This window comes from Cedecea sp. NFIX57 (assembly GCF_900177785.1).
Classification (GTDB): Bacteria; Pseudomonadota; Gammaproteobacteria; order Enterobacterales; family Enterobacteriaceae; genus Cedecea; species Cedecea neteri_C.
The window spans coordinates 1-11,653 of the sequence record NZ_FXAS01000058.1; the positions used below are offsets into that span (position 1 = coordinate 1).

The 11,653-nt window shown below is 51.6% G+C and carries 13 protein-coding genes; 4 read left to right on the forward strand and 9 right to left on the reverse strand.

The features are described from left to right. Positions 1-803 precede the first annotated feature (803 nt). The 4 genes from B9Y90_RS24585 to B9Y90_RS24605 form a co-directional block, all read right to left on the reverse strand. Entirely contained in the window at positions 804-1,232 is a 429-nt protein-coding gene (locus B9Y90_RS24585; RefSeq protein ID WP_085542958.1) for an antirestriction protein, read from the reverse strand. A gap of 460 nt (positions 1,233-1,692) precedes the next feature. Then, entirely contained in the window at positions 1,693-2,109 is a 417-nt protein-coding gene (locus B9Y90_RS24595) for a DUF1380 family protein (RefSeq protein ID WP_085542949.1), read from the reverse strand. Between the two features lie 55 nt (positions 2,110-2,164). Continuing rightward, a complete protein-coding gene (locus B9Y90_RS24600; RefSeq protein ID WP_085542950.1) occupies positions 2,165-2,389 on the reverse strand; it encodes a hypothetical protein in 225 nt (74 codons plus the stop codon). Next, the gene (locus B9Y90_RS24605) at positions 2,386-3,063 is read right to left on the reverse strand and encodes a DNA methylase (RefSeq protein WP_085542951.1); all 678 of its coding nucleotides are present in this window, start codon (positions 3,061-3,063) and stop codon (positions 2,386-2,388) included. The genes B9Y90_RS24600 and B9Y90_RS24605 overlap by 4 nt, the downstream gene beginning before the upstream one ends. 357 nt (positions 3,064-3,420) lie before the next feature. Here B9Y90_RS24605 and B9Y90_RS24610 point away from each other — a divergent pair, with 357 nt between their 5' ends. From B9Y90_RS24610 to B9Y90_RS24620, 3 genes are all read left to right on the forward strand, one after another. Continuing rightward, complete coding sequence (locus tag B9Y90_RS24610; protein ID WP_085542959.1) at positions 3,421-4,092, forward strand: SOS response-associated peptidase family protein; 672 nt, start codon at positions 3,421-3,423, stop codon at positions 4,090-4,092. Positions 4,093-4,270: 178 nt separating this feature from the next. Next, positions 4,271-4,693: a translesion error-prone DNA polymerase V autoproteolytic subunit gene (gene umuD / locus B9Y90_RS24615; RefSeq protein WP_085542952.1), complete on the forward strand. Its 423-nt coding sequence runs from the start codon at positions 4,271-4,273 to the stop codon at positions 4,691-4,693. Continuing rightward, the gene (locus B9Y90_RS24620) at positions 4,693-5,967 is read left to right on the forward strand and encodes a Y-family DNA polymerase (RefSeq protein ID WP_085542953.1); all 1,275 of its coding nucleotides are present in this window, start codon (positions 4,693-4,695) and stop codon (positions 5,965-5,967) included. The genes umuD and B9Y90_RS24620 overlap by 1 nt, the downstream gene beginning before the upstream one ends. A 29-nt stretch (positions 5,968-5,996) precedes the next feature. Here the strand turns inward: B9Y90_RS24620 and B9Y90_RS24625 are convergent, their stop codons facing one another. From B9Y90_RS24625 to B9Y90_RS24650, 5 genes are all read right to left on the reverse strand, one after another. Then, positions 5,997-7,205, reverse strand: coding sequence for an RES family NAD+ phosphorylase (locus tag B9Y90_RS24625; protein ID WP_254902753.1), 1,209 nt, complete (start codon positions 7,203-7,205; stop codon positions 5,997-5,999). A 172-nt stretch (positions 7,206-7,377) separates the two neighbouring features. Then, entirely contained in the window at positions 7,378-7,701 is a 324-nt protein-coding gene (locus B9Y90_RS27015; RefSeq protein ID WP_176227922.1) for a hypothetical protein, read from the reverse strand. 433 nt (positions 7,702-8,134) lie between these two features. Then, the gene (locus B9Y90_RS24640) at positions 8,135-9,166 is read right to left on the reverse strand and encodes a ParB/RepB/Spo0J family partition protein (RefSeq protein WP_085542955.1); all 1,032 of its coding nucleotides are present in this window, start codon (positions 9,164-9,166) and stop codon (positions 8,135-8,137) included. Next, a complete protein-coding gene (locus B9Y90_RS24645) occupies positions 9,166-10,032 on the reverse strand; it encodes a ParA family protein (protein ID WP_085542956.1) in 867 nt (288 codons plus the stop codon). The genes B9Y90_RS24640 and B9Y90_RS24645 overlap by 1 nt, the downstream gene beginning before the upstream one ends. A 783-nt stretch (positions 10,033-10,815) precedes the next feature. After that, positions 10,816-11,154 (reverse strand): hypothetical protein, encoded by a 339-nt coding sequence (locus B9Y90_RS24650; protein WP_254902754.1) that lies wholly within the window; start codon positions 11,152-11,154, stop codon positions 10,816-10,818. Positions 11,155-11,511: 357 nt separating this feature from the next. Here B9Y90_RS24650 and B9Y90_RS24655 point away from each other — a divergent pair. Continuing rightward, a partial coding sequence (locus tag B9Y90_RS24655; RefSeq protein WP_176227923.1) for a recombinase family protein occupies positions 11,512-11,653 on the forward strand: 142 nt, incomplete at its 3' end.

Consider the following 11,653-nt stretch of genomic DNA (forward strand, 5'->3'; position numbering starts at 1 on the left):
TTCCTCCCTCTGAACCTGTTTTTTCTTTAAAAAACCATCACCCGTCGAGTTGCCGGGGCCGCGGTTTTGACGTTTTGCGGGGACCTGCTGCACACTCCCGCTGGTTGTAACCTTCACCCGTCTGAGAGCCGTTCGCCGCAGGGGCGTAAACCAGCGCGGGCGATGGCGGATGTCCAAGGCGCGGTTTACCGCGTGCCATTTACCCTGGACAGCTGACAGCGACTGTGCTTGTCTCAGCCCCGGCGAAAGGACTCAAAGGGGTGAAATGACCATACAAGGAATGAGCAGGAACCCGCCGCAACGACGAAGAGCGCGGGCGCGAAACGGCGTTGCACCGAAGAAGCCCGGCAGCCTGACCGCCGGGCTGGTGAGAGCGGCGCATCCGTGCGCGGATGCCGCAAGCGTGGGGTGGACCTCGCGACAGTGGGATGGAAACCCGCTGCCCCGAAGGGGCCGGGCAGAGACAGCTTTGCTGGCTCAGTGCAAAGCATGACAGCCCCGGTTCCCGCAGGGAAGTCGCCCAACGCCAGAGGATGGTCCGGCAGCAAAACCGGCATTACCACGGGAGTACCCGCCTCAACCAGCATCAACAGCAGAAGCAGAAGCAGAAGCAGAAGAGCATCACGGTGAAGAGTACGGAGAGAAAACAGCCAGGACAGCAGACACGGGCGGATGGGAGCAGCGCCGCAGGCGCGGCCTTCTCCGCCGGCAGGCGTCGCCTGCCAGGGGTTTTGCGCGCGGCCACACCCCGCCCCCGTTCAGCCCGGCAAAAAAAACGGGCGGCATCACCGCCCTGCCCTGCCTCAGTCCAGCGCGGCGTAAATGGCGGCGCACTCGGGATGAAACTCGATGTGGCTCCAGAGTTCCGATTCGCGCTGCATAAACAGGCGGGCCAGCGCGGCATTACCGCAGTCGTGGTGCATCCAGCAACGGCGGTTAATGGCGAGCGACGTCAGAATAATTCCGGCGGCATCAGCGCTGACGGTACAATCAAACCAGTTTTCACCGTTGACCATATGCACCTGCCCGCAGTCGGGCATCATGTACCCGCCGCCCTCCGGCAGACGGATGAAATGCCAGAAACCGCCGTCATAATCGGGCATCCATTTTTTTGCCAGGGCGTACACCTGTAGTTCAGCCAGCATAAAATCGGGGCCGAACATATACGGCAGGAAAGAAAGGCGGTCGGATTCTTCAACGTTGAGGGTGTGCTGATGTGTTGCATATTGCATGATAAACCTCCGTAATCACATGGTCTGCGACACCGGGCGGTGCCGTGCATCCATGACCGTCGGGCGATAAGTCGGGGATACCAGGGCGCAAGGGAAGCCGCAGCCTGACGCGCACGGCAGACGGGAGCTGGAGGGTGAGACCGTGAAACCTGAGCGGGCGAACGACCGGAAGATAACGGCTGACGGGAAGGAAGGACCGGGTGACCGCCGCGTGCACTTTACCCTTGTATCCCCGACAGCCCGACTAAAATGGATGCACGGCACAGCCCGCAGGCAACACGAAACCGGCAGAGAACTTATTCCCGCCAGGCGTACAGCGGTACGCTCGTCGCCCCATGCCGCCCGGCCCCTTTCTCACCGCGAAACCGGAACAGCGTGGAGGGTGAGCCTGAAAAGCGGAGCGCTCGCGCGACATCCGAATCCGAAAATAAAAAAAGCCGGGACGTCCCCCGGCTTCATCTCATGCTGCCAGCAACGCTTTCAGCAGCGCCACATCCGCCATGCCCTGGCGGATACGCGCCGGTGTCGGCCCGCCCACCTCCCAGGCCAGCCCCTCCTGGTGGTTCAGTTCACGTTCGGCATCACGCACCAGACGCGAAAGCACCTGCGCCGGGACCGTCACCTGTCGGTTAACGGCTTCCCGGTGGCGGGCCAGCAGGTCGCACACCGACGCATCCGTGACACCGTCCCGGCGATACACGCCCATATCACTGTTGCCAACCGTTTCCAGCAGGGCCGTAACCTCTTCATCCGTCGGCCGAAGCTCCCGGCACGCGGCATGAATGCCCTCCTCCGTCCAGACCAGCAATGACAGGGGTTCGTCCGGGGTAAACATTCGCGCCAGTTCGTCACAAAGCGCTTCACGGGTTCCGTACATAGGTAATATCCTCATATTCAGATAAAAGGCCGGGCGGAACACCGCCCGGTCGCCGTCAGTCGTGAAAACAGTCGCTGAACGCCAGCACGCGCATGTAAACACTCAGATACTGCTCGTTGAGGTTGCGCAGGAAATCAGCGGCCAGGGCATCAACCAGCGCAGGACTTCCGGCGTGATATTTCACTTCCAGCGCCCGGATGTGCAGGCGCAGGTCGCTCATGGTGCCGGACAACTCCGTCAGGTCGTCACGCAGGGCTTCATGGCCCTGATAATTCTTCACGCGGCCTCCGGAAACTCATCGTTAGCGGCCGGATACTGCATGGCACGCAAGACGGCGGCCAGCCGCTGTTGCCCGGCCCGGTGGTACTGCGGCAGCAGTTCAATCCCGATGTAACGGCGACCCGCCTGAAGCGCCGCCACGCAGGTGGAGCCGGAGCCCGCAAAGGGGTCCATGACAATCGCGCCGGGATGTGTGAAAGACTCAATCAGCGGTTGCAGGCTGGTCACCGGCTTCTCCGTCGGGTGATGGCGATTACCGGAATACTTCCAGCCCAGCACGTCCGGTAGCGGGTTTTGCGGCAGAGCCGGACGGCCTTTGGCAAGGATATAAGCGCACTCGTGGCGATAGCCGACGTAAGCGGACTTCGATGTGTAGGTTTTGGTGAACACCAGATGGCCGACCACGCTGAATCCGGCATTCTTCCACGCAGCCATAAAGCGATCGACACGGTTCCAGCCGTAGAAACTCACCATCAGCGCGTCTTTTTTCAGTACGCGATACATCTCATGGCAGGCAGGTTGCAGCCATTCATCCGTTTTATCGCCGGCAATGGTGCGCCCCTGACGGTCGCGAAAACCAACGAGATAGGGTGGGTCAGTCAGTATGAGATCGACAGCCTTCTCCGGGAAGCCAGCCATTACCTGTACACAGTCACCCAAAATCAGACGGGACATAATCATTTCTCCTTACTTAAATGCGACGCTGCTTGCGCCGTGCCGATACAACAGCCGGGTGACCAGCGGAAGATGCAAGGGCATCACCGAAGCCGCAGCGCAGTAAAAAGCAGGAGCTGGCTGGACGGTTTGACGGCGAATATTGAGCCGGAGAACGACGGGAAGACAGCGAATAATGCCTTTGAAATAAACTGCGACCGGGTGAAGGTGACGGCGTTTACGCTTCCCTTGCATCAGCCGCCACCCGGCTACAGTAGCGGCACGGCGGCCACACGATGGCAGGAACCTGAAATACGGCCTATGTTCAGAACTGAGGTGAACCCTGATCTGATTACAGATCCACAGCGGAGAAACACAATGTGCGGTCGGTTTACGCAATACAACTCCCGCGATGAGTACCTGGCCTTTCTCGGAGAAGAAGCAGAACGGGATATTCCGTATGATCCGGAGCCCGTCGGCCGCTACAACGTAGCGCCCGGAACCCGGGTATTGCTGCTGAGTGAACGCCGCTCGCAGCTGCATCTCGATTCGGTTCACTGGGGATATGCCCCGGAGTGGTGGAACAAACCCGCTCTCATCAACGCCCGAAGTGAAACTGCGGCCGGCAGCCGGATGTTCAGGCCACTCTGGGAGCACGGACGGGCCATTGTTTTTGCCGACGGCTGGTTCGAGTGGAAACAGCAAAACGGCGTAAAACAGCCGTTTTTCATTTACCGTAAGGACGGAAATCCACTCCTGCTCGCGGCCATAGGGAAGCCACCTTTTGAGAACAGCAATGACAAGGAAGGATTCCTGATCGTCACGGCAGCTGCGGATGAGGGACTGCTGGACATTCACGAGCGGCGACCGCTCGTGTACTCACCGGATGCCGCACGTCAATGGCTCAGCGAAAATACAACCGGTAAAGAAGCGGAAGACATTGCCCGTGAGGGCAGCCTTTCCGCCGAAGATTTCACATGGCACCCCGTCAGCCGGGCTGTTGGCAATCCCGGGAACCAGGGCCGGGAACTTATTGAGCCACTGACTTAGCAGGCGGTGAGATACAGACATCCACTCACAGGGTTATGCACCGTTTCTGTGGATACCCCTGCACCTGTTTTTTCTGGCAGAACAACCACATGCCAGGAGCAGGTAAAATTCTCCTTGCAGGACGGGAAATATCTTAAATAATACTGTATATAAAAACAGGCATTTTAAGAGGTATGCCATGATCCTTTTTGTCACCCCCGCATCTGAGCCAGCACTGTCCACCGCACCGCTTTTCACAGAGCGCTGCCCGGCAGGTTTTCCGTCACCGGCCGCAGACTATACCGAAGACGAACTGGATCTGAATGCCTACTGTATCCGTCGCCCCAGCGCGACCTACTTTGTCCGGGCCATTGGTGATTCGATGAAAGATATGGGCCTGCACTCCGGTGATTTAATGGTTGTCGACAAAGCTGAAAAACCCATGCAGGGGGATATTGTCATCGCGGAAACAGATGGCGAGTTCACCGTTAAACGCCTGCAGCTTAAGCCCCGTATTGCCCTGCTGCCGATGAATCCCGCCTACCCCACCCTCTATCCGGAAGAACTGCAGATATTCGGCGTGGTGACGGCATTCATACACAAGACGCGGGGTAGTAACTGATGTTCGCTTTGGCTGACGTCAACAGCTTCTACGCTAGCTGTGAAAAAGTATTTCGTCCTGACCTGCGTAACAGGCCCGTTGTGGTGCTCAGTAACAATGATGGTTGCGTCATCGCGCGCAGTGCCGAAGCGAAACTGCTGGGTATTAAAATGGGCGTCCCCTGGTTCCAGCTGAAGACGGTACAATTCCCGGAGCCGGTCATCACGTTCTCGAGCAATTACGAGCTCTATGCGTCTATGTCGAACAGGGTTATGTCTCATCTCGAGGAGCTGGCGCCACGCGTGGAGCAGTACAGCATCGACGAGATGTTTCTGGACATTCGCGGCATAGACCGCTGCATCGATTTTGAGGACTTCGGTCGGCTATTGCGCGAGCACGTGCGTTCCGGAACGGGGCTGACAATCGGCGTCGGGATGGGGCCGACCAAAACGCTGGCTAAAAGCGCACAATGGGCGTCCAAAGAGTGGCCACAGTTCAGGGGGGTGCTTGCCCTGACGCCAGATAAGCCAAAGCGAACAGAGAAACTATTGTCGCTGCAGCCGGTAGAGGAAATCTGGGGAGTTGGCCGCAGGATATCCAGGAAACTGGGTACAATGGGTATCACCACTGCACTGCAGCTGGCGCGCGCGAACCCTGTATTTATCAGGAAAAATTTCAGCGTTGTGCTGGAGAGAACCGTCCGGGAACTCAACGGAGAAAGCTGTGTTTCGCTGGAAGAAGCGCCCCCGCCGAAACAGCAGATTGTCTGCAGCCGGTCATTTGGGGAGCGTGTCACGACGTATGAAGCTATGCGGCAGGCAGTCTGTCAGTACGCTGAGCGTGCAGCTGAAAAGCTGCGTGCCGAGCGGCAGTTCTGCAGACATATTGCTGTATTTGTAAAAACGTCACCGTTCGCGGTGAACGAACCGTATTACGGGAATGTGGCCAGCGAGAAGCTACTGACTCCCATGCAGGATACCAGGGACATTATAGCCGCAGCGGTGAAAGCCCTGGATCGGATCTGGGTGAATGGGCATCGATACGCAAAAGCGGGTTGCATGCTCAACGATTTCACGCCTACGGGGGTTTCGCAGCTGAACCTGTTCGATGATATTCAGCCCAGAAGCAACAGCAACCAGCTGATGAAAGTCGTGGACGGTATTAACCATTCCGGACTGGGAAAAGTGTGGTTTGCGGGACGAGGCATCGCTCCTGACTGGCAGATGAAACGAGAAATGCTTTCACCATCTTATACTACACGCTGGAGTGATCTCCCTGTGGCTACGATACGATGATCTGCAACCAAAAGATTTCGCATGCGAAATCACTTCTTTTGCGCGCCTTCCGTTAAATAGTGCGTGACTGTTGTTTCTGATGTTGAGTAATCAACACCTTCTATTTTATGAATTTCTATGCCATCGAGTTTTAACTCAAGTATATCTTCCCTATTTTTCTTACTTGAGAGCGCTTTAAATTCACGACGGAAATCTTCGGGAGTTGTCGTTATCTCTGGGGCAAAGTATGAGATATCAGCATCTTGCTGATACAGATCTACGCCAGCTTCCCGGTACCTTCGGTCTGCATTCAGTACCCCAGATGATTTATGAAACAGGATAATATTCCTGACAGATGGGTCGGTGTTTTCCTTTGGCTTTTGTGCAGAAGTGAACAGTATCCCATCGAGATCGTAGCGTTCAGAAGTTGAAAGATAATCTGCGATAGCTTGTGTCAGCAGGTAATTTGCTTCTTCAAGTTCAGGAACAACCGGCATAACAAGCTTTCTGGAGAGGTACTGAATAAAACTACTGCGTTCATATCGAAGAAGATACTCAGGGTCAAAACGGCTAAACCCGTTAACAGCCAGCCCTCTGAGACTGGACAGATCGAGTAATCGGACTGTCCGCAGCAAAGCGAACTCTGCAACTGCTACATAGCTCCCTACAGGTGGTCGCACTTCGGATATAGCATTTTTTTTGGACGTAGCGCCATAGAAGACTGAGATACCTCTTGCATTCATTCTACCAGATGGTGTCAGTTCAGGGGGAGGAGGACCAAAACTCGACTCGGGCATTCTTAATGAAGCTTCAAGTGCATCTTCTGACTGAAAAATTCGACCACGGAAAATTGATGTGTTTGGCTCAAAATCGATAAATGCTGAGGGATGATTTTCGTAAAGATAGCCAAAAACTTCTTCAAAAGTAGCCATCGCATCCATATTAAAGAATCGATTACTCTCCCGAAGTTTCCTTTCCATTGAATTCCATTTTCTGGACAAGTTTCCTGAAATGGTTACAGCTTCAACAAAATGTGGATCATCACCATATTTTCTTTCATGTGAGCTCCAGTCAAACCATAACTCATCGAGCAGTTCCGATAAGTCATTGATGGTATTATCATTGCCTGTAACCTCTAGCTCCAGAAGTGAGAAGAGTGGTTCACCTTCATACTCTTCCAGATAATGGTTATATTCTCCGCCTCTATAATAGTTTTCAATCAACCAGTCGACCTTTTCAGCCAGTGTTTCCATCGACATCGTCATCTCTTCGGAGTCACAATAATCGCATGATTCTGAGGCATCAGGATCGCTTGCGATGATATTGTTCAGATAACGGTCATCGTTCAGACACTGCCTGCAAATTCTCTTTGAACCCGGCACTCTGTTTAATCCTTAGGTTAGATAGATTTCGCATGCGAAATATTTTGGTTCAATCACGTCGATGCAGCTGTATAAGTGCCTCAGAAGGACGATAGTGCTGCTTTGCCCACCGCCCGTAATTATTAACGGACTCATACTGACGCTCTGCAGCACCATCACGGTAATACAGTATATGGATAATCCCATTTAGCTGCAGATAGCTGGCTACCGTGGTTACATTATTGCGAACGAAGCGCGTGTGGCTCTGGAAAGTATCAAGATCAACTCCGTCCTGTCCGCTATCAAGCGCATCAAGAATAAAAGCGATTAACGCAGAAGCGATAGAACGTCTGCCAGAGACTGCGATACAAGCATCAAGCTCTTGAAAGGTCATCTGGATTTCCTGTTGTAACGGTAGTGGGCATCCTCTTCAATTGCAGCCACGAACCATCCGGTAGCAGTTTGCCTGTCTATACTATCAGGCAAGGAAGCGACTAACTGCTCAAGTGGAAGTGTACGATTGGATCTGAATATCAGCGCCGACATTCCACACCAGTCCTGGTTACTTTCTGGCTTCCAGCCGATGCTGAGCATCAACGTTAGCGCAGTCTGAGCCGCCCACAACGGAGTTTCAGCCGGGTTAGAGGACCATGAAAGTAACGCCGCTCCGGGTACGGGCCTGCTTCTTGTAACGTATCCAAGATTGATAGCCGCTTCGGTTAATGCGGCAGCAGCTTCGGATTGGGTTCCGGGATATCGAAGCGCCCAGAGGCGGACAATTCGGCCACGGAATGCCGTGGCCATTTCGGTGAACGGGGTAGATTTCATCACAAAGAGCGCATCCCTTTGACGCGTAGTTCAGAAGCCTCAATTGAAATCTCACCAATTTCCAGTTTAACCCACACATACCCCGCTTCGTCTGGCGCGCGGTCAGTCATTATTACCCCTTGCTGGCCGTCAATCTCAACAACAACCTGCCAAGTTTTTACACCTGAATTTCTGTCCGAAGGCTTGGTTGGTTTTTTGTTCTGAGCCTTCGATTTCGCATGCGAAATCTCACCTTTGCTTTTGTTCTTCACTTCATCAAGAACCGCTTTAACCTGCGCGCGTGAAATACCAGACACCCTCGCAGCTGCGACAAGCTTCTCGGCCTCTTCGGGAGACTTTTCATTTACCTGTATCAGTGTGTATGCCAGATCAACATCAGATGTGACTTTATCCCTGAGAAGGGCGGTAACATTTTCCGGTGCATCAATGAGACGAAGGTGTTTACTGACAAATGAGGTAGGCTTACCCATTGTTTTTGCGATCTGCTCACCCGTCATATTGAACTGATGCTTGAGCTCATAGAACGATTTTGCGGTCGCTAATGGTTTCAAACCAGACTGCTGCAGGTTTTCAATAAGCTGACCGATGATGCGTTCTTTTCTTTCCCGTGGTGGTTTACCAACATAAATATCAATATGGGTATCACCACGTTTTCGAGCAGTGCGAACACGCGTTTCGCCTAACCATATCTGGTAGCCACGTCTGTCACGAGGATAACAACGAGGCGGGGTAAGCATCCCTATAGTTTCGAAGGTATCAGACATACCATCGATGATATCTTCCTCGAAGTCTTCTTCAGGTCGCACTTGTTCTTCAGCATAAACCAGATTTATATCGACGCGGATTATCTGTCCATCAGGTTCGATATCCGGGCGGGCAATATCCGCCATAATCTGGTGCGCAGCTATATCATGGCTCTGCTCATCTGGCTGTTTATTTGCAATGACCTGTTCAATATCAGAAACAACAGCAGCATTCTTTTTCATTTCCTGCTGCGCCTGGAGTCGCTTCATAAACGGTTTTTTGGCCATTACTTACCTCCTGCGAGCATAATAATTTTCTGGGTAAGTTCTTTATACTGAATTGCAGGAAGACACTTAGGGTCATATTCATCAAAGGAGAGACCAAGTTCGATCGCTTCTTTTGCAGCAGCAGGTACAAATGATATATAGGCGAGAATGTATTCTTCAGAGTAGCCTTTTCCTTGAATAATCTCGATGAGAAGATTTAGATTCAGTGTATCAATAGGCCCCAGATATCCTTCTTTAAGCGGTTTTTTATAATTTTTCACCTGCGTCTGAGTTACATATGTCCCCATGAATTGCAGCGAAGGATTATAGTTCCGCTTAATTTTCTGCATATAAGTAAGCTGTTTACCAACTGCATTACGGGCCTGCTTCTCCAGCAGGGTAGGGATCAGAAGGTAATCAGCTGACATATGCGCTGCGATCATAACATTTGAATACGATGGAGCTGAATCAGCAATAATAAAATCAAACTGTTTCTTTAGTTCTTCAATGCGGTCCCTGAAGTCGAACATGCAGTCGCTGTTGCGGTAGTTAATTTCATTAAGTTCACTGGTTGCACCGATAAAGAAACGCCCACCAGGAAGCTCAATCGGTCGAACCTCTGTTTCCGGAAAGAAAAGCTGATATGTATTCGCCTCACCAGGTGTAAAACTGTTACTTAAAGGTTCGCGTTCTATCTCATAAGGTAAGTCATCGGGGAAAGCTCTCTCTGTCAGACCAGTTGTCCAGTCCATATCAATTTCAAGCACGCGGAAACCAGCTTTACGAAGATCATGTGCAATTTCACTGGATGACTGCGATTTAACGATTCCGCCCTTCTGGCTACATACAACGATCAGTTTTCCGATAGGTCCAATTTTCAGTGTCATGTAACAGTCCTTAAGATTTCGCATGCGAAATGTTTGAGAAGGGGCGGCACGGCTTGAAAGAGTATTTCAATAATGAAATGAATTTATTGCGGTATTTCATACACACTCCTGTGAGTCAGGCGTTTCGCCAGATGCAGAAGCAGCTATCTGCCACTGCGTTTGTTGTCGTGATTTTATGACAACACAAACAGTATACAGAGAAACTTTAGACTATCAACAATGATATGCAATAGATTTCGCATGCGAAATCACGTTTTGATTAATTGCTTTACTCCGGTTGTCTAACAGGAGCCCAATCCACCGGTGCCGTCGCAGAACTGCAGGCAAATCCTTCCCGTTACGTTTTCCCCACACCAGCCTAGACGTTAGCGTCATTCTGTCCAAAAAAAAGCCGCATGTGCGGCTTTGATTCAAAAGTGATAAACTTTTTTAACTTCTATTTTTTCTTCGTCAGTAAGTTGATCAGCGTGAACATATTGGCTTGTGAAACCCGGTGGAGCCGTAAACAGTGCCGGAACATCGCCCTTAAACATTGATATCAGCCCTTTCACGGCGTAACCATCTGATGCCCAAACCGCAACCGGATATACTTTAACCTGACCATTTTCAGCTTTAACTCTGAGAAACCAGTTATTAGCCTAGGTAATACTTGTATAGCCGGTTCCCTCTGGATTCGAATCTAATAACTTACTCATATATACCCTCTTTTTATAGGCCTTTAATTTCGTGCGGTTATTGTACACATCACGGACTGGTTTGGACACACAGCAATTCTGTCCAAGATTAATAACCTCGAACTGCCACTACAATGCCGCACATGATGCAAAGGACAATTACCCAAAGAATGACTGGCATTGGATTGCCATTTTTAGCTTCAGATGCCAAATACGCATTAAATTCTTTTTTACTTTGTCTTCGACCATGAGATGTAGAGAAATTGTGTTGCCTTAGTGGAACAGTACCAGACTCAACATATTGCTTAGCTGCTGCTAATGTGGGGACAGGTCCAAAATCATGAGCGCCATTAGCATCAACAATAAGCCACCCAGAGTTATTTTTTATAATGCAACGCCCATCATCTACTGCGTATCTTCCGGCCTGAATTCTGGTTACCTTAGCCAAGGTTTGCTCCGTGTTGTCTAATGCCCAACGGGCTACTTCGTTCATCAGTAAAAGTTTACAACCTTATCCCCGCGCCGCAATGGGGTGGACATTCCGGCACTATCGGAAAAAGTGTGCCAGAAAATATTTCAGGTGACCGTATTTAATTTTGTCGACCCACCGCGCAAACCGTGAGTCTGTTCAGAGCTTGCATCTGAGCAGGCGAAGGGTTGGACAAGCCCGGCGGGCGCGTCAGCCTGTAACATTGGGGTATACCCCAGTATGACCACGAATGTGTGTTCTAATGAGTGCCAATGTTACCATATTAATGATACCATTAATCATGCGACCATTTTAACGTGACCAGGTTATGCAAAAATGCTCATTTTCGGCTATCTTCGCGCATCCACGTCCGGGCAGGATGTAACCCGGGCAAAAGAAGCTCTGAAAAATTTTGCACGTCACCACAACCACCGCATTGCCGGCTGGTATGTGGATAACGTGTCCGGCACCACAATGA

What these genes read in the sequence shown, in the direction of transcription:
- B9Y90_RS24605 (WP_085542951.1), bottom strand. Translation starts at nt 3,063, where the DNA reads ATGTCCCGTCTGATTTTGGGTGACTGTGTACAGGTAATGGCTGGCTTC.
- B9Y90_RS24645 (WP_085542956.1), bottom strand. Translation starts at nt 10,032, where the DNA reads ATGACACTGAAAATTGGACCTATCGGAAAACTGATCGTTGTATGTAGC.
- umuD (WP_085542952.1), top strand. Translation starts at nt 4,271, where the DNA reads ATGATCCTTTTTGTCACCCCCGCATCTGAGCCAGCACTGTCCACCGCA.
- B9Y90_RS27015 (WP_176227922.1), bottom strand. Translation starts at nt 7,701, where the DNA reads ATGACCTTTCAAGAGCTTGATGCTTGTATCGCAGTCTCTGGCAGACGT.
- B9Y90_RS24585 (WP_085542958.1), bottom strand. Translation starts at nt 1,232, where the DNA reads ATGCAATATGCAACACATCAGCACACCCTCAACGTTGAAGAATCCGAC.
- B9Y90_RS24640 (WP_085542955.1), bottom strand. Translation starts at nt 9,166, where the DNA reads ATGGCCAAAAAACCGTTTATGAAGCGACTCCAGGCGCAGCAGGAAATG.
- B9Y90_RS24620 (WP_085542953.1), top strand. Translation starts at nt 4,693, where the DNA reads ATGTTCGCTTTGGCTGACGTCAACAGCTTCTACGCTAGCTGTGAAAAA.
- B9Y90_RS24625 (WP_254902753.1), bottom strand. Translation starts at nt 7,205, where the DNA reads ATGTCGATGGAAACACTGGCTGAAAAGGTCGACTGGTTGATTGAAAAC.
- B9Y90_RS24595 (WP_085542949.1), bottom strand. Translation starts at nt 2,109, where the DNA reads ATGTACGGAACCCGTGAAGCGCTTTGTGACGAACTGGCGCGAATGTTT.
- B9Y90_RS24610 (WP_085542959.1), top strand. Translation starts at nt 3,421, where the DNA reads ATGTGCGGTCGGTTTACGCAATACAACTCCCGCGATGAGTACCTGGCC.